This is a genomic window from Megasphaera sueciensis (genome assembly GCF_050219315.1).
Classification (GTDB): Bacteria; Bacillota; Negativicutes; order Veillonellales; family Megasphaeraceae; genus Megasphaera_A; species Megasphaera_A sueciensis.
Map to the genome: position 1 here is coordinate 2503148 of NZ_CP116939.1, position 16152 is coordinate 2519299.

Here is a 16152-nt window from a genome sequence, read left to right on the forward strand (position 1 = left end):
ATGAAATGTATTAGTGCAGAAGAGGTAACAAAGTGTATTCCCAATGGAGCAACTATCGGTATTGGAACGTTTGTAGGTTGTAATATTGCGGAAGATGTATTGTGTGCTATGGAAACTCAATTCTTATCAGAAGGATTTCCTCGTGATCTTACCGTAGTACATTGTGCCGGCATGGGAGACGGAAAAAATGCGGGAGGTAATAGATTCGCTCACGAAGGAATGTTAAAGCGAATTGTAGCCGGTCATTTCAATATGGCTCCCAATTTAGGGAAACTAATGCTTGATAATAAACTAGAAGCTTATAATTTCCCCCAGGGGACGCTGACACAGTGGTTTCGCAGTATTTCCGGGAAAAAACCGGGTATTATTACAAAAGTCGGATTAGGGACTTTTGTGGATCCTCGTGTTGAAGGGGGGAAAGTCAATGCAGCAACGAGTGAGGATTTGGTAGAGGTTATTAAACTCAATGGAGAAGAATGGTTGTGGTACAAACCGTTTCCTATTGATGTGGCGATTGTAAGAGGTACATCTGCTGATACAAAAGGGAATATATCGATTGAACATGAAGCTGTCAAGTTGGAAAATCTGTCGATTGCATTGGCAGCTAAAGCTTCTGGTGGGATCGTTATTGTACAGGTAGAACGGATAGTGGAAAGCGGGAATATTAAACCAATGGATGTTGTCATTCCCGGTATTGATGTTGATTATGTCGTTGTAGCAGCTGATAAAGCAAAACATGAACAAAGCTATGGAAATGCGTATAATCCGGCTTATTCCGGAGAGATTCGCATCCCGTTAGACAGTATTGCGCCGATGAAACTGGATCAGCGTAAAGTAATTGCGCGCCGGGCAGCCATGGAATTGGTTCCCAATGCGAAAGTAAACTTGGGCATTGGTATTCCCGAAGGTGTGGCAAGTGTTGCGAATGAAGAAGGTATCGGAGATACGATGACACTAACAGCTGAAGCGGGAACTATTGGTGGTGTTCCGGCCGGCGGTCTTGATTTTGGAGCTTCTACCAATCCGGAAGCAATTATTGATCAGCCGTACCAGTTTGATTTCTATGATGGTGGCGGACTTGATGTTGCATTCTTGGGATTAGCCGAAACAGATAGAGAAGGCAATATCAATGTAAGTAAATTTACGGGTCGCATGGCGGGTTGTGGCGGTTTTATCAATATAACACAAAACACCAAAAAAGTGATTTTCTGTGGCACTTTCACGGCGGGAGGCCTGAAAGTAAAAGTCAGTAATGGTACGTTAACTATTTTGACAGAAGGAAAATTCAATAAATTTTTAAAGAAAGTAGGACAGGTTACCTTTAGTGGAGCTTATGCCCAGCAACACCATCAACAGGTTTTATATATTACAGAACGTGCTGTATTTGAATTAGGAGAACAAGGACTTATCCTAACTGAGATTGCCCCCGGAGTCAATCTTGAAACGGATATCTTGGCGCATATGGATTTTAAACCGATTATTTCATCCAGCTTAAAACAGATGGATGCTCGCATTTTTAAAGATGAGTTAATGGGACTTACACTATAAACCACAGTGGTTGTCAGGCGCTGTATCGTTTTACAACATAAGAAACTAGCGCTGTTATATATATATTTATTGTATATTTTTAGGAGGATGATGTAATTATGGAATTTAAAGAAACAGAAGCAATGAAAGATATTCGCAAGCTGGCGAGAGATTTTGCTGAAAAAAAATTACTCCCAACTGTTAAAGAGCGAGATGAAAATGAAATATTTGATAGAGAAATTTTTAATCAAATGGGAAAATTGGGATTGATGGGGATTCCCTATGCGGAAAAATATAATGGTTGCGGTTTGGATTTTATTAATTTTGCTATTGCATGTGAAGAAATTTCTCGCATTGATCCTTCTACCGGTATTGGATTTGAAGTACATACTTCGCTTTGCTCATGGCCCATTAATACATATGGTACAGAAGAACAGAAAAAAAAGTATTTGTCTAAACTGACAACAGGAGAATGGTTGGGAGCATTTGGCCTGACAGAACCTAATGCCGGTACGGATGCATTGAATGGGGCAACTACCGCTGTAAAGCAAGGTGATGAATATGTATTAAATGGAACAAAAATATTTAATACTAACGGAGGAGAAGCTGAGGTTGAAATCATTTTTGCAACTACCGATAAAACTCAAAAATCAAAAGGCATGAGTGCGTTTATTGTAGAAAAAGGAACACCTGGTTTGAGCTTTGGTAAAAAAGAAATAAAGATGGGGATTCGTGCATCCGTACAACGTGAAGTTATTTTACAAGATGTACATGTACCTGCGGCTAATCTGCTGGGAAAAGAAGGCGAAGGTTTTAAAATTGCAATGCAAACACTAGACGGTGGCCGTGTTGGTGTAGCAGCCCAGTCTTTAGGAATTGCTGAAGGAGCTTTTGAACATGCGGTAAAGTATTCGAAAGAACGTGTACAGTTTGGTAGACCTATTTCAAAGCAACAGGCGATTTCTTTTCGACTTGCTGATATGAAACTTAAGATTGAAGCAGCACGCTGGTTAGTCTATAAAGCAGCCTATGATATGTCGAATAATATTCCTTATAGTGTTTCTGCGGCAATGGCAAAAAAATTTGCTTCAGATATTGCCATGGAAGTTACCACAGATGCGGTACAGATATTCGGTGGATACGGCTTTACCAGAGAATACCCAGTGGAACGCTATATGCGCGATGCTAAAATAACTCAAATTTATGAAGGTACGAATGAAGTACAGCAAATGGTTATTTCTGGCTCCATTCTCCGCTGAATATAGCAGATAATAATAAACCGCAGCATATATGCATTTGGATAAAAAATATTGAGATAGTGATATTGTGAAATTATTGTTTTTGAATATAAAAAAAGGATGTGTTTACTATGAGTTATGAAAATCTTTTGATAGAAAAGGAAAATGGTACGGCTGTTGTTACGATTAATAGGCCTAAAGCCTTAAATGCGTTGAATGAAGCGACTGTCCGTGAGTTGGATAAAATGATTGATGAAATGGAAGCAGATCAAGATGTGGCGGTCCTTATTATTACCGGCAGTGGACAAAAATCTTTTGTAGCCGGGGCAGACATTGTTGAAATGAAAGATAAAAATGCCATAGAAGGTAGAGATTGGGGTATTTTGGCACAGGGCGTATTTAATAAACTTGAAAATATGAAGAAACCCGTTATTGCAGCTGTTAATGGATATGCACTTGGCGGTGGCAATGAATTGCAGATGGCCTGCGATATTCGTATTGCAGCAGATACTGCTAAATTCGGCCAACCCGAAGTAACCTTGGGAATTACGCCGGGATTTGGCGGAACGCAGCGGCTGCCTCGTTTAGTCAGTAAAGGAATGGCAAAGAAGTTATTATTTACTGGAACAATGATTGATGCTGCTGAAGCATATCGTATTGGATTAGTAGATGAAATTGTTTCTGCAGACCAGTTAATGGATGAAGCTAAAAAAATGGCTGCAAAAATTCAATCTGTTGCACCGTTAGCAGTACAATTCTGCAAATCGGCCGTTAATCGTGGCATAAATATGGACCTGCAATCCGGTATTCAATATGAAGATGAAGTGTGGGGATTATGTTTCGCAACAGACGATCAAAAAGAAGGCATGAAGGCATTTGTTGAAAAAAGAAAAGCTAAGTTTAGCGGTAAGTAGTGCATAAACAATTTTAAGATATCAGTATTTTACCAAATGCAATTAGATATGTGAACTTTAAATGAGATTATAAGAAAATAAGTTTGAGAAATGTTGAGTTCTAATATATTTTTATTAGGACTCAACATTTATTGCTGAAATTAATATAATTTTACAGCGGTATTAATTTCTTTTTTGGAAAGTAGTAAAAATATTTCTTCTTATCGTGATAAAATATATGTGTTGTACTGTATTTGAATAAAGTAAGATTTGTAATTATTGATAGCAAAAATTATTAGTAATGATGCATAATATAAATTAGGTAAATTATAAAATATTAGAACATATTGAGTTGACAAAAAATGAGGTGTATGATTTCAATGATTTATATACTCACTTCGGTTTGTTTAGCCTATATTTTTAATAGAAGTATAGCCAATCTTCCATGGATACCTAATACCGTTTGTTTTATTAAATGGTTAGTCGATTTTTTACAACAGCATATGTGGAATAAAAATGATTCTGCCATAAGGCAGAACGTTTTTGGCTTTTTGTATGTTATTTTAGTTATGTTTATTGTGATGATTGTTCCAGTAATATTGATTATCATCGCTTTTTTTCTATTTCATGGAGCTGATTGGATTGTACATACAGTAGTGTGTTATCAGATTTTGAATTTACGTCATATTCGTGATACCGTGAGATGGATTCATACGGACTTGCTGAACGAAGATTTTAACGCAGCTCGAGATGAATTAGGTAAGTTTACCGGACATGATTCTTCACACTTGAATCAGGAAGAAATTGTTAATGATACAGTATCTGCCATTGCTGTAAAATCTACAGAAGAAGTTATTTCTCCATTATTTTTTATGTGTATTGGAGGAGCTCCTCTTGGTTGTTTACATAGAGCTGTTTTGATTATGGCTGATAGGTTTGGCAGTCAACACTTAACATATCGGTACTTTGGTATAACAGCAACACGAGTCAATAGCTTTTTTAACTGGTTGCCTACTCGTGTTAATATAATATGTTTGATATATTCTGCATATTTACTGCGTTATTCTTTGAGAAATGCAGTACGGATATTTAAGCGAGATCATAAGAAAAATGGACTCAATGCGGGATATCCGCAATCGGTTATTGCAGGTGCTTTGAATATACAGATGGGTGGACAACGTAATTATGGAGAACACATTATATATCTGCCATATATTGGAGATGCTATGCAGAAATTGAATTGTGAAGATATTATAAAAGCGAATAATATGATGTATGCGTCATCTATTATGTATATGTTATTGTCTTTAGCGGTGGCATGGATTGTGTTTGGAATATTATTGTAATGGAGTTCAGAGAAAATAGTTGACATGCCGGTATCCTTTAATGCTTTTTAGCATATTGTGTCCAGCAGTGAGCACAATGTTTTCATTCGGATAATGAGGCGTTGATTTTTGGACTATAAGGATGGAGTAATATAATCATGGGTACATTCACTATGAAAAAAAAGCTTAGTTTAATCCGGGAGTATTGCCCTGATATATGGAAATCAATCAAAAAAAATTATTGTCCGAAACAGTATGGGTTGGATAATAACTGTTTTTGTGGCAATATTTCGTGTGAAAAATGTTGGAATGCAGCATTGGAAGATGCTATAACGTCATCTCATCTTTGACAGTTGTAAAAGAAAAAGTAAGTAATGTTTTACCTTTTTTAGTTAAGTTACAAATTTTTTTCATTTTTTTTGTGGGAATAATTTGCATATCGGTACGGAACTGAAATTTTTTATGCAAAGTGTCGGTAAATACATTACTGACATTGGCGGGGACGTATCCTTCGTTCCCCAACTTGTAAAAATTCATATCCCGAAGTCCCTGCGGAATCTGGGGGCGGATAAACCGGTTATCCAACTTCTTTTCTAAAAAGCGGTACAGCATGAGTGTTAAAAAAATATCGTAAAATGGGCATTAATATGGTTACCCCGACTGAGATACCGGCCGGGGGTTGAACCCTGTCTTCATGATACGGAAACTTCCCTCAATTTCCCACTGTTGCCGATTGATCTGGATGATAGAAGACGTATATTTTCCAGATTCGTGCAGACACCGTAATATCTATCGAATTTTTCTTCCTGTGCAGTAAGGTCTGTATTAATAGGGTATAACTTCCGATTTGCAAGTTCTCCATCCGTAGGTATGTGTTGTTGACGGATAAATCGTTTATAATCTGTTGTGGCATATTGGATGATGGCTGACGTTTTTTGGCAATCAGTTTCAGCTCACGCGCTATTTCTCGCAACATCTGATTAACAATAGATCGACGGTGACAGCAGTGTTTGGTACAAATAGTGCCACACCCGAGGGCGTCTGTTGGATTCATGGATTTAGATACCGGGATATATCCATATGATTGAGTTAACGGGAAATGGGATGGAGTAAGAAATAAACACCGGCATCCGTATTGTAACCAAGCCGTTGATCAGTACAGTATGTCGGGAAGTGCATCGATATTACACCGCTGGATGCGCAATATAGAACAAGGTGATTTCATGAACTGATGACGTATAAATCAAAGAAGACCTTCAAAAAAATATCCACAACAACTTGTCACTATTTGATGAAAACAGCGATTTGATACGTAACTGTCTGCGTGTTACAATAGAAGTGACCTAGTTGATTTGTAGTAGTATTGTCAGTATATCATAATGAGCGGTGAGTATTATGATAATAATATAATACATTATAATATAAAAATGTTTTTTAATTAAAATTTTTGTTAATAGCCCATATGGGACAATACCTTGTATTTATAAATTTTATATGGGACCTCATTATTACTACAGGTGTGCACGATGTATGGGGTGTAGAAATGTATTATTTCAGATGGGGAGGAATAAATATGACAATGATGAAGGCAAAAAAAGTATTAATGTTAGCTGGTGATTTTGCAGAAGACTATGAAACAATGGTTCCTTTTCAAGCGTTGGAAATGGTAGGAATTCATGTTGATGTTGTATGCCCCGGGAAAAAGGCAGGAGATAAAATTAAAACGGCGATTCATGATTTTCTCGGTGATCAAACCTACTGCGAAAAAGAAGGGCATCAATTTGTCTTAAATGCATCCTTTGATGAAATCGATATGAGTCAATATGATGGATTGTACCTTACAGGGGGGAGAGCTCCGGAATATATTCGGTTGGATCCTAAGGTTATTGAAATTACTAAATATTTTATGAAAAACAAAAAACCGGTGGCGGCTATTTGTCATGGTCCGCAGATTTTGACAGCCGCCAATGTTGTCAGGGGATTGACACTCACAGCGTATCCCGCAGTTGGCCCAGATATTACTATTGCAGGCGGGACGTTTAAGGCTGTTGATGCCGATAAAGCAGTGGTTTGTGAAAATCTTGCAACATCACCGGCTTGGCCGGGTAATACGGCGATATTGAAAGAATTTATTAAACTGTTGGAAAAATAAAAAATATGCGGTTGTGAATATACGCTATTGTTTTATCCTATTAAATAGAAAAATAAGCAATATAAAAACTGCCAGTAAAACAGCATATTACTGGCAGCTTTTATATTGTCTATAAAGACAATTTGTTTTTTTCTTAAATAATTAATGTTAGTTCATTTTTTGTTTATTTTTATGCCATGGGGGAGATATTAATACATAGCAGATTATTTTATATGTGAAAATGCCGCATAGTATTCCTAACAACATACCACCTAGTATATCACTAGGATAATGAAGAAATAAATATACGCGAGAAAATCCAATTCCTAAGGCTAATATCAAGGCAAAAATTCCCCAATGTTTATTTCGGCAGAAAATTATAGTGGCTGCGGAAAAGGATCCGAAAGTATGACCAGAAGGAAATGAATAATCTGTTGGTAGCGGAATCACTATGTCTGGCGACATCCAAGAATAAATAATATAAGGACGCAAACGTGCTAAAGAAGGTTTTAAAATACCATTTCCCAGGATTAAACTGATTAATAATCCTAATAATACAGCAATACCGGTCATGCGATATTCCTTTATGCATAACAAGAATATAGCCCAAACAATCCAAATTAGACCTATGTTGCCTATGTTGGATAGGAGCAGCATGTAGGGAGTCAATGTAGAAGTTACCACGTTGTTTTGTATCCAGAACAGTAGATTTTGGTCTATGACTGCAAATAATTCCACTATATAGTTCTCCCTTCACTTATAAACCCTTTAAAATTATTGTAAAGCAGTTATATTTTTGTGTCAAATGCAAGAAAAAATGGAATAGATCATATAATTTATCTAAAAACAGTTGCAAATAGTTGTTAATAATAGTATTATGATCGTATAATCATTTAAACGATTATACGATCATAAAAGAGGGAGAGCTACATGGAAAAATTAGTGGATATTTTAAAAGCGTTATCAGATGAAACGAGATTAAGAATATTAAATCTATTGTATGAAAAAGAATTATGTGTGTGTGATATTATGGAGACATTGCAGATTACTCAGGCAAAAGCTTCCCGGCATTTAATTTATATGAAAAACGCAGGATTGGTACAGGATAGAAAACAAGCACAATGGGCATACTATTCTATACATAAAGATGAACGGGTAAGATTTATAGATTACTTAGTTTATGGTACTTTAAGAGAACTTGCCTTATATCAACATGATTTAGATAGATTAAATATGTGGTTAACACAAAAGAAGGATTATTGTAATAAAACAAAATAATTGGTTTCAGGTGAAAAATAAAATTTTTAATTTCATGGGCGTGTAAAAAATTTAAGGTATGGGAGATAGACAATATGGAGAATATACAACAAAATAGGTTGTCATTTTTAGATAGGTTTCTTACGCTGTGGATTTTCGCAGCAATGGTCTTGGGTGTAATTGGCGGTTATCTTTTTCCATCAACAGCATTGTCATTGGGTTCATTCAGTACAGGTACGATATCTTGGCCTATTGCCATAGGTCTTATTATTATGCTGTATCCACCGTTGGCTAAGGTAAAATATGAAGAAATCGGAAAAGTAATGAAGCACAAAAGAGTATTTGCTTTTTCTCTTTTTCAAAACTGGATTGCCGGTCCTATTTTAATGTTTGGATTAGCTGTACTGTTTTTAAACGATATACCTGGTTTTGCCATTGGGTTGATTATTATTGGATTAGCCCGGTGTATTGCTATGGTCATTGTCTGGAATACACTTGCCAAAGGTGATAATGAATATTGTGCAGCACTAGTGGCGCTCAATTCTATTTTTCAAATTCTATTATATACATTATACATATATTTTTTTGTTACTGTTCTGCCGCAATGGCTGGGTTTGTCTTGGGGGGGACAAGTTATTGAAATTTCAATGATTGAGGTCGCAGAAAGCGTCCTGATTTATCTTGGTATACCATTTGCTGCCGGTTTTCTCACAAGATTTGGATTACTTCGGGTCAAAGCAAAAGAGTGGTATGAACAGGTTTTTATATCTAAAATTTCCCCATTAGCCTTACTGGCTCTGTTGTATACCATTGTTATTATGTTTATGATTAAAGGAGAGGAAATCATAAACAATCCGGAAAATGTTGTTCGTATTGCAATCCCGCTTTTAATTTATTTTGCGATTATGTTTTTTGCAAGCTTCTTTCTATCGTATCGCAGTGGATTTACCTATGAACAGACGGTTACTTTGGCATTTACGGCTGCCAGTAATAATTTTGAGTTGGCGATTGCTGTTGCTGTTGCGATATTTGGTATTGCCTCAGATCAAGCTTTTACAGCTGTGATTGGACCTTTAGTAGAAGTTCCTGTTATGATCACATTCGTAAATGCAGCATTGTATTTTAAACGGAGGTATTATTGCAATTTTATAAACGGTGGAAAATGTATATGACTAAAAAAATAAGGGTTGCTTTTATTTGTGTACATAATTCCTGCCGCAGCCAGATTGCGGAGGCTTTAGGAACTTATTATGCTGCTGATGTATTTGAAAGCTACTCGGCAGGAACAAAAATAAAACCGCAAATAAATCAAGATGCAGTGCGCTTAGTAAAAAAGCTGTATGGAATTGATATGGAGAAAACACAACAATCAAAATTATTGGGAGATATACCTTCAGTAGATATTGTTGTTACTATGGGATGTGATGTTACTTGTCCCTACCTTCCTTGTAAGTATCGAGAAGACTGGCGTTTAGATGATCCGACGGGAAAAGATGATGAAGAGTTCAAAAAAATTATTTTTGTGATTGAAAAAAAGATTATTGTATTGAAAGAAAATATTAGTAATCGTAGGGGGATGTTATTTACGTAGTAATAAAAATAGTTTTGAATCATAGTTTAAAGAACGGCCACCAAAGACATAAAAGCAGAACATAAGTCCGTTATTGAGCGAGAGCATCAATGTCAGAGGTTTGTTTACCCGTTATAACGATCATTATTTTGTAAGGGACGTTAACCACTTGTTCATATGGTTTGTCAATCCAACCCATATGAACTCCGATTTGGCGGGGAGAATCATCAGTATGTATACGTATCTTCCCATTTTTTACTTGTATAATTGCATAACCGGGAATATCTTGTACTTCAAATTCTGTATTTAATTCAGAGGAAAGTGAAATAGTCGTCTGTAGCTTGCCATTGACCCATACTTGTGCTTCATCTGGTTTTTGGAAAAATGTTTTCCATTCAAATGCTAATGGGATACAAGATAGTACTAATAAGCATAAAAGTAAACAGATATCATTTCTATTTATATGTGTGGCAGATACAAAACGTGCGTTCTTTTGATAGAGGAATCTCATGTATTTACGTTGAGATTCCTTGATTTTTTTTAAGTAAGTATAATACATTATATTTTACCGAGCTAATAAGAGCAATAGAATGCCGAATTTTTCAATTTATATAATATATCAAAATAATGTAAATATTGTGCTGTAAAAGAACTAAAAAATTAAAATAAATATAAAAACAATTCTCAACTATAGCTGAGTATATCACATATATTATAAAAAAGTCCAGCAACTTAAACAGGGGAAAATATCTTAAATAAAATAATATATATGCTATGTTTATGGAATGTATCTGGGAGAATTTCTATATTTTTTTGCATGTCAATTTTTTAAACGCGTCTCATTTGCATTAAATTTTTATTTAATATATAGAGAGATAAACAAAAATATAGTTCTCATAAAACATATGAATATTAGATGATGCAGATGGTGAATACGAAATGCGGTGGGAGTATAACCGAGGAACTTAGATTTTACAGACTATTTATCAAATAAAGGTGATATTTTTACATACATTTCATACAATTCCTTATATCAAATAGTTTAACAATACTGGCTTTTGGACAATAAGGAGGATATGGTAATGAATTGGAAAAAGATGATAATTTGTGCATCTGTCGGTCTTATAGCGGTCGCAGGTTTGGCAGGTTGTAGTAATTCTGGCAGTGGGACTGGTGATACCGGCAAGGTGGTAGAAATTGAATACTGGCACGTGGCTTCCGATAGTTTCGGCGGACAGACGCTGCGAGAGTTAGTGGACGATTTCAACAAGAGTCATCCCAATATAAAAGTAAAAGAAAAATTTAATCCTGATATGTATAAGGGATTGACACAGAATTTACAAGCAGCGGTTGCTTCTGGACAGACACCGGATGTAGTGCAGATGGGATGGGATTTCCTCAATTATGCCGATGAAAATTTTAAACATGATGATATAAATAAGATTTTTGCGACAGCAGGTGATCCGAACTTTATCAAAGATACGTTTGAACCCAATATTGCCAAGTTGGCGCAGACGGCTGACGGAACGCAAGTAGGTGTGCCTTATTCTTTGTCTGTTCCTGTGTTATATTATAATCCAGATATCTTTAAGGCAGCTGGGCTTGATCCGTCAAAGCCGCCAAAGACTTGGCAGGAGGTTCGTGAATATGCACAGCAGATTAAGGATAAAACAGGGGCATCGGCATTTTTTATGCAAGAATATGCAGATACATGGACGAATCAAGCACTGGTTGAATCAAACGGCGGTACTATGCTGAAACAGGAAAACGGAAAATGGAAGGCGGGTTTCGATACACCGGAAGCCGCTGAAGGATATCAATTTATTGCGGATATGGTAAGGGATGGCATAGGTCTTCATGCAACAAATGAGGAAGGATTCCAGGCATTTACATCAGGTAAATTGGCTATGGTATGTACTACAATTGGCAAACGAGCGAATTTTGAAAAAAGTTCCAACTTTAAGGTAATGACGACAGCCTTTCCCGCATTCGGCAACAAACCGGTAAAGGTACCGGCGGGCGGTAACTTCCTTATGATTTTATCCAAAGATCCGGCCAAACAAAAAGCTGCTGCCGAATTTGTAAAATATTTGGAATCAGCGGACAATTTAACAAAATGGGATACAGGCACCGGATATTTGCCGCCGAGGAAAAAAATGGATGCCGAAGGTCCTTACAAGAAATTAATGGATGAAAATGAAAATGTTAAGAAAGCCATGGAAATGCTTCCGAATGTAACGCCTTGGATAAGTTTTCCGGGACAGAATGGACTGCAGGCAGAACAGGTCCTTATTGATACTCGCGATGTTGTATTGAATGGAAGCAAGTCTGCGAGAGAAGCATTGCATGATGCGGCTGTAAAAATCAATGAATTACTGGAAGGCTGAAAAATATTGACATGATACGTGTAAGAAGCGGCGGACGGGGAACTGTAGAGCGAATCTTCCTGTCTGCCGTTTTTTTGAAAGGAGAAGTAATTATGAATCGATTATCCGGTAAAGGATATGCTTTTTTTCTTCCATCGGTACTGATTTTCTTTGTTTTTTATTATTGGCCGCTGCTTGTGAATTTGGGGCTGAGCTTTTTTTCGTGGAATATGGTCAGTGCCAAGGCAAAATTTGTAGGAATACGTAACTATATTGTCATTATTCAAAGTCCGGAATTTTATCAAGTCGTAGGCAATACAATTTTATTTATTGTTTTTTTACTTGTTTTTAACTTTATTCTTCCGTATTTTTATTCGTATATGATAGCGCATATGTTGAAATATGGAAAAACGATATATCGGTCACTGTTGTTTTTACCTTCTTTGCTGAGTCTTGCTGTAGCGAGTATTATTTTTTTGTGGATATATAATCCCATGGCCGGTCCGGTTAATGAGATAGTAAAAATGTTTGGAGGTACTTCTCCACGCTGGTTTAAAGAGCCGTATATTGTATTATTCTCGATAAGCAGCATTATTGGCTGGAAGGTTTTCGGCTATAATATGATTCTTCTTTTGGCGGCAATGGTATCCGTTCCGCGGGAAATCATCGAGGCAGCACGCTTGGAAAATGCATCGGATTGGATAATTTTTAAAAAAATCATTTTGCCGCAGACATCTTCTTCCGCGATGTATGTTTTTGTTATTACCGTTGTTTTCGGTCTGCAATATGTCATGGTTCCTGTCAATATGTTGACACAGGGAGGTCCGGATCAGGGCAGCGCCAATCTGGTTTATGCTATTTATCAATATGCTTTTGTTTTTTATCAAACGGGTAAATCAGCGGCGTATGCAATGATCACAATGATGCTTTTTACCTTGTTTTTAGGGTGGCGCAGCCGTGTGGCAGACAAAAAGGTGTATTATGAAAATTAATATAAAAAAAGAACTAATTTGCCATATTTTTTTGATTGCGGCGGTTATTATTTCCTTATGGCCTGTTGTTTTTATGCTTTCGGCATCGTTTAAAGAATTAAATCAGATATTTCAATCTGCGTTGAATCCACTTCCTTCTTCACCGACGTTAGAAAATTATATGATAGTTCTGGGACGTTTTCCTATTTTCGATTTTATATGGAATACTTTTTTTATTGCTTTTTTTGTAACTTTTTTCAAACTTACTACCAGTTTGCTGGCTGGCTTTGCATTTGTATATTATCGATTCAAGGGAAAAGAGCTTTTATTTAATTCCATGCTTATGACCTTTTTTATTCCCGTTACGGTTTTGATTATGCCGAATTATTTATTGATATCCCACGTAGGGTTGCTGAATACTCCTTATGGAGTCATGCTTACCGAACTGGCGGATGGCATGGGAATATTTCTTATGCGTCAGGCCATGAGAAGTATACCGAAGGCGCTTCTGGAGTCAGCTGTATTAGAAGGAGCAGGTCCTATTTATCTTCTTCGCAGTGTGGTGTTCCCTCTTGTACGTCCATCGGTTATAGCTATAGGGATTATGTTTTTTATCAATTCGTGGAATGAATATTTTTGGCCGCTGCTAATACTAAAAGATAAATCACAATATACATTGTCTTTGGCACTGCAAATGTTCATTAGTGCCGAAGGCGGCAGTGAATGGGGAATTGCCATGGCTGTAGCTGTGCTGACAAGTTTGCCGCCGCTTATTTTGTACTTGTTTTTCCAGAAATTTATTCTTAATACATTTATGCAGGCAGGAGTGAAAGGGTAATGCACAATATTATATTTGATAATGTAAGTAAGTCGTATGGAAATAAAGAAGTTATCAAGCAACTAAACTTTGAGATACAAGAAGGAGAGCGGGTTGTATTCCTAGGACCATCAGGATGCGGGAAAAGCACAACGCTGCGACTGGTTGCGGGATTTGAAGATATTACTGACGGGAAGTTGTTTATGGGGGGAACCTGTGTTAATACTATGGCACCGGGAAAACGAAATATTGCAATGGTATTTCAAAGTTATGCTTTATTTCCTCACATGGATGTATGGGAAAATATTATTTTTGGTTTAAAAATTCAAAAACTGGGTAAAAAAGAAATTGAAAAAAGAGCAAAGGATGCGTTGGAAATGCTTCATCTGGATGGATTTGAACAACGTCTTGTAAAGTCTTTGTCGGGTGGACAAAAGCAGCGTGTTGCATTATGTCGAGCGATTGTTAAGCAATCTCCCTATTTTCTTCTTGATGAACCGTTATCTAATTTGGATGCTCAATTGCGGCAGCAAGCCCGGCAAAATTTAGTCAGAATTCATGAAATAAATAAATCGACTATGATTTATGTCACCCATGATCAGGTAGAAGCTATGACGGTAGGACAGCGGATTGCTGTACTTCGTGATGGTACATTGCAGCAGATTGCGACACCTCGTGAAATTTATGATAATCCATCTAATGAATTTGTTGCTTCTTTTATTGGGTCGCCGGCGATGAATCTGATAACGGCAGATATTGTCGATGGACATCTTTTTATAGGGAAAGTTGCAGTTCCGCTGCCGGATCGGATTGCTTCAGTGTTAGCCGGGAAACATAGTGTTATTGTTGGTATTCGTCCGGAAAACATACATATTACTACAGATGATTGGGCTATGCTCAAAGGGAGTTGCCGGTATACGGAAAATACAGGTAATTTACAAACGACACAGCTGTATTTGGCTGATGGTACAGCTATATTTAGTCAGTTTGCAGGCGAAACTTATGAAATAAAAGCCGGTGAAAATGTAGGAATACAATTTTTATGGGAAAATGTTTTGTTTTTTGATAGAGAAACAGAAATAAATTTATATGTTCGTGAAAAAGGAGAAAATAAATATGGCAATTATAGAAATTAGTGATCTTGCATTTCCAGCATTTAATGAAATAGAAATGGAAAAACTGCCGGAAGATTATGGCATTGAATTCTTTTATGAATTTGGCAGTAATAGCTATTGGGACGTTATATTGCAGCGCATGCGGGCAGACAAAAAGACGTTGTCTATTCATGGACCATGTGTTACTGTGAATTTGGCAGACCCAAACGATACGGCATATTTAGAACAATATAGAAAAGCATTTTCGTACGCCAAAAAAAACGGGGCAACATATGTTGTTGTTCATACCAATGAACAGTGGAGCGGAGATATGGAATTTTGTCGTCAACTGGTATTGGAACGGCTGCACAGAATCGAGCTATTAGCAAATGAACTGGATGGAGCCAAAATGGGGATAGAAAACGTAGGATTAAAACAAAATAATCTTTTTGATGAAGAGGCATACGTCGCTCTTTTTGAAGAATTTCAGGCAGCGGGGGCCGTCATTGATGTAGGGCACGCACATATTAATAACTGGGATACTTGTCGTGTTATTACGGCGTTAAACCGACGCATCAGTGCATTTCATCTCCATGATAATGACGGAAAAATCGATGAACACTTGCCGTTATTCGCAGGTACGATTGATTGGCGAAGTCTTATGGAGATAATTAAGCAGTATGCGTCGCAAGCAGCTTTTGTTTTTGAATATGCAGATGGAAACTATAAAAACGCAGCGAATATGATAAAGGAATTGGATGTCGTTCGAAAAAAACTAAGGATTTAAATTGTTTTCTTGCATAATACAATTTAGATAGGTATACTATAGTAAAATAAAATACAAAGGATAGCACACAAGGAGGTGAAGGGGGAATATTCTTGTGTGCTGTTTTTTTAGGAGATAGGTACAGTCATATTGCAATCGATATTACGCCGAGAATGAAATTGTTGCTGGTTAGACTG

At 36.8% G+C, this 16152-nt stretch carries 17 protein-coding genes; 13 read left to right on the forward strand and 4 right to left on the reverse strand.

All coding sequences use genetic code 11. The features are described from left to right. The 4 genes from NXG62_RS12030 to NXG62_RS12045 all read left to right on the forward strand — a co-directional run bounded on the left by NXG62_RS12030 (nucleotide 1) and on the right by NXG62_RS12045 (nucleotide 5004). Nucleotides 1-1548: an acyl CoA:acetate/3-ketoacid CoA transferase gene (locus tag NXG62_RS12030; RefSeq protein ID WP_427112666.1), complete on the forward strand. Its 1548-nt coding sequence runs from the start codon at nucleotides 1-3 to the stop codon at nucleotides 1546-1548. 98 nt (nucleotides 1549-1646) lie between these two features. After that, nucleotides 1647-2786, forward strand: a complete 1140-nt coding sequence (locus NXG62_RS12035) for an acyl-CoA dehydrogenase (protein ID WP_427112667.1) — start codon at nucleotides 1647-1649, stop codon at nucleotides 2784-2786. Between the two features lie 110 nt (nucleotides 2787-2896). Next, a complete protein-coding gene (locus tag NXG62_RS12040) occupies nucleotides 2897-3679 on the forward strand; it encodes a short-chain-enoyl-CoA hydratase (protein ID WP_427112668.1) in 783 nt (260 codons plus the stop codon). A 359-nt stretch (nucleotides 3680-4038) separates the two neighbouring features. Next, nucleotides 4039-5004, forward strand: coding sequence for a cobalamin biosynthesis protein CobD/CbiB (locus tag NXG62_RS12045; RefSeq protein WP_427112669.1), 966 nt, complete (start codon nucleotides 4039-4041; stop codon nucleotides 5002-5004). Between the two features lie 306 nt (nucleotides 5005-5310). Here the strand turns inward: NXG62_RS12045 and NXG62_RS12050 are convergent, their stop codons facing one another. Both NXG62_RS12050 and NXG62_RS12055 read right to left on the reverse strand, forming a co-directional pair. After that, nucleotides 5311-5520 carry a hypothetical protein gene (locus tag NXG62_RS12050; protein WP_427112670.1) on the reverse strand — a complete coding sequence of 70 codons (210 nt, stop codon included), beginning with the start codon at nucleotides 5518-5520 and terminating at the stop codon, nucleotides 5311-5313. A gap of 175 nt (nucleotides 5521-5695) precedes the next feature. After that, nucleotides 5696-6037, reverse strand: coding sequence for a hypothetical protein (locus NXG62_RS12055; RefSeq protein ID WP_427112671.1), 342 nt, complete (start codon nucleotides 6035-6037; stop codon nucleotides 5696-5698). A 519-nt stretch (nucleotides 6038-6556) separates the two neighbouring features. On the opposite strand from NXG62_RS12055, the gene NXG62_RS12060 reads away from it, so the two are divergent. Continuing rightward, complete coding sequence (locus NXG62_RS12060) at nucleotides 6557-7135, forward strand: DJ-1/PfpI family protein (protein ID WP_427112672.1); 579 nt, start codon at nucleotides 6557-6559, stop codon at nucleotides 7133-7135. Between the two features lie 147 nt (nucleotides 7136-7282). Here NXG62_RS12060 and NXG62_RS12065 read toward each other — a convergent pair whose 3' ends face one another. Beyond that, nucleotides 7283-7852, reverse strand: coding sequence for a phosphatase PAP2 family protein (locus NXG62_RS12065; RefSeq protein ID WP_427112673.1), 570 nt, complete (start codon nucleotides 7850-7852; stop codon nucleotides 7283-7285). A 192-nt stretch (nucleotides 7853-8044) separates the two neighbouring features. Between NXG62_RS12065 and NXG62_RS12070 the strand changes: the two genes are divergently transcribed. From NXG62_RS12070 to NXG62_RS12080, 3 genes are all read left to right on the forward strand, one after another. Then, nucleotides 8045-8392: an ArsR/SmtB family transcription factor gene (locus NXG62_RS12070; protein WP_427112674.1), complete on the forward strand. Its 348-nt coding sequence runs from the start codon at nucleotides 8045-8047 to the stop codon at nucleotides 8390-8392. Between the two features lie 74 nt (nucleotides 8393-8466). Then, nucleotides 8467-9543 carry an ACR3 family arsenite efflux transporter gene (gene arsB, locus NXG62_RS12075; protein ID WP_427112675.1) on the forward strand — a complete coding sequence of 359 codons (1077 nt, stop codon included), beginning with the start codon at nucleotides 8467-8469 and terminating at the stop codon, nucleotides 9541-9543. Beyond that, on the forward strand, nucleotides 9540-9962 hold the full coding sequence (locus NXG62_RS12080) for a hypothetical protein (RefSeq protein WP_322351623.1): 423 nt from the start codon (nucleotides 9540-9542) through the stop codon (nucleotides 9960-9962). The genes arsB and NXG62_RS12080 overlap by 4 nt, the downstream gene beginning before the upstream one ends. A gap of 70 nt (nucleotides 9963-10032) precedes the next feature. Here NXG62_RS12080 and NXG62_RS12085 read toward each other — a convergent pair whose 3' ends face one another. Further along, nucleotides 10033-10452 (reverse strand): NusG domain II-containing protein, encoded by a 420-nt coding sequence (locus NXG62_RS12085; RefSeq protein ID WP_427112676.1) that lies wholly within the window; start codon nucleotides 10450-10452, stop codon nucleotides 10033-10035. Between the two features lie 571 nt (nucleotides 10453-11023). Here NXG62_RS12085 and NXG62_RS12090 point away from each other — a divergent pair. From NXG62_RS12090 to NXG62_RS12110, 5 genes are all read left to right on the forward strand, one after another. After that, on the forward strand, nucleotides 11024-12328 hold the full coding sequence (locus tag NXG62_RS12090; RefSeq protein ID WP_427112677.1) for an ABC transporter substrate-binding protein: 1305 nt from the start codon (nucleotides 11024-11026) through the stop codon (nucleotides 12326-12328). A 92-nt stretch (nucleotides 12329-12420) separates the two neighbouring features. Beyond that, nucleotides 12421-13299 (forward strand): carbohydrate ABC transporter permease, encoded by an 879-nt coding sequence (locus NXG62_RS12095; RefSeq protein WP_427112678.1) that lies wholly within the window; start codon nucleotides 12421-12423, stop codon nucleotides 13297-13299. Further along, entirely contained in the window at nucleotides 13289-14116 is an 828-nt protein-coding gene (locus tag NXG62_RS12100; protein ID WP_427112679.1) for a carbohydrate ABC transporter permease, read from the forward strand. The genes NXG62_RS12095 and NXG62_RS12100 overlap by 11 nt, the downstream gene beginning before the upstream one ends. After that, nucleotides 14116-15231: an ABC transporter ATP-binding protein gene (locus tag NXG62_RS12105; protein ID WP_427112680.1), complete on the forward strand. Its 1116-nt coding sequence runs from the start codon at nucleotides 14116-14118 to the stop codon at nucleotides 15229-15231. The genes NXG62_RS12100 and NXG62_RS12105 overlap by 1 nt, the downstream gene beginning before the upstream one ends. Beyond that, complete coding sequence (locus NXG62_RS12110; protein ID WP_427112681.1) at nucleotides 15212-15976, forward strand: sugar phosphate isomerase/epimerase family protein; 765 nt, start codon at nucleotides 15212-15214, stop codon at nucleotides 15974-15976. The genes NXG62_RS12105 and NXG62_RS12110 overlap by 20 nt, the downstream gene beginning before the upstream one ends. The last annotated feature ends 176 nt before the right edge of the window (nucleotides 15977-16152 follow it).

Coding starts and splice junctions, on each gene's coding strand:
- NXG62_RS12030 (WP_427112666.1), top strand. CDS start 1: ATGAAATGTATTAGTGCAGAAGAGGTAACAAAGTGTATTCCCAATGGA.
- NXG62_RS12035 (WP_427112667.1), top strand. CDS start 1,647: ATGGAATTTAAAGAAACAGAAGCAATGAAAGATATTCGCAAGCTGGCG.
- NXG62_RS12040 (WP_427112668.1), top strand. CDS start 2,897: ATGAGTTATGAAAATCTTTTGATAGAAAAGGAAAATGGTACGGCTGTT.
- NXG62_RS12045 (WP_427112669.1), top strand. CDS start 4,039: ATGATTTATATACTCACTTCGGTTTGTTTAGCCTATATTTTTAATAGA.
- NXG62_RS12050 (WP_427112670.1), bottom strand. CDS start 5,520: ATGAATTTTTACAAGTTGGGGAACGAAGGATACGTCCCCGCCAATGTC.
- NXG62_RS12055 (WP_427112671.1), bottom strand. CDS start 6,037: ATGAATCCAACAGACGCCCTCGGGTGTGGCACTATTTGTACCAAACAC.
- NXG62_RS12060 (WP_427112672.1), top strand. CDS start 6,557: ATGACAATGATGAAGGCAAAAAAAGTATTAATGTTAGCTGGTGATTTT.
- NXG62_RS12070 (WP_427112674.1), top strand. CDS start 8,045: ATGGAAAAATTAGTGGATATTTTAAAAGCGTTATCAGATGAAACGAGA.
- arsB (WP_427112675.1), top strand. CDS start 8,467: ATGGAGAATATACAACAAAATAGGTTGTCATTTTTAGATAGGTTTCTT.
- NXG62_RS12080 (WP_322351623.1), top strand. CDS start 9,540: ATGACTAAAAAAATAAGGGTTGCTTTTATTTGTGTACATAATTCCTGC.
- NXG62_RS12085 (WP_427112676.1), bottom strand. CDS start 10,452: ATGAGATTCCTCTATCAAAAGAACGCACGTTTTGTATCTGCCACACAT.
- NXG62_RS12090 (WP_427112677.1), top strand. CDS start 11,024: ATGAATTGGAAAAAGATGATAATTTGTGCATCTGTCGGTCTTATAGCG.
- NXG62_RS12095 (WP_427112678.1), top strand. CDS start 12,421: ATGAATCGATTATCCGGTAAAGGATATGCTTTTTTTCTTCCATCGGTA.
- NXG62_RS12100 (WP_427112679.1), top strand. CDS start 13,289: ATGAAAATTAATATAAAAAAAGAACTAATTTGCCATATTTTTTTGATT.
- NXG62_RS12105 (WP_427112680.1), top strand. CDS start 14,116: ATGCACAATATTATATTTGATAATGTAAGTAAGTCGTATGGAAATAAA.
- NXG62_RS12110 (WP_427112681.1), top strand. CDS start 15,212: ATGGCAATTATAGAAATTAGTGATCTTGCATTTCCAGCATTTAATGAA.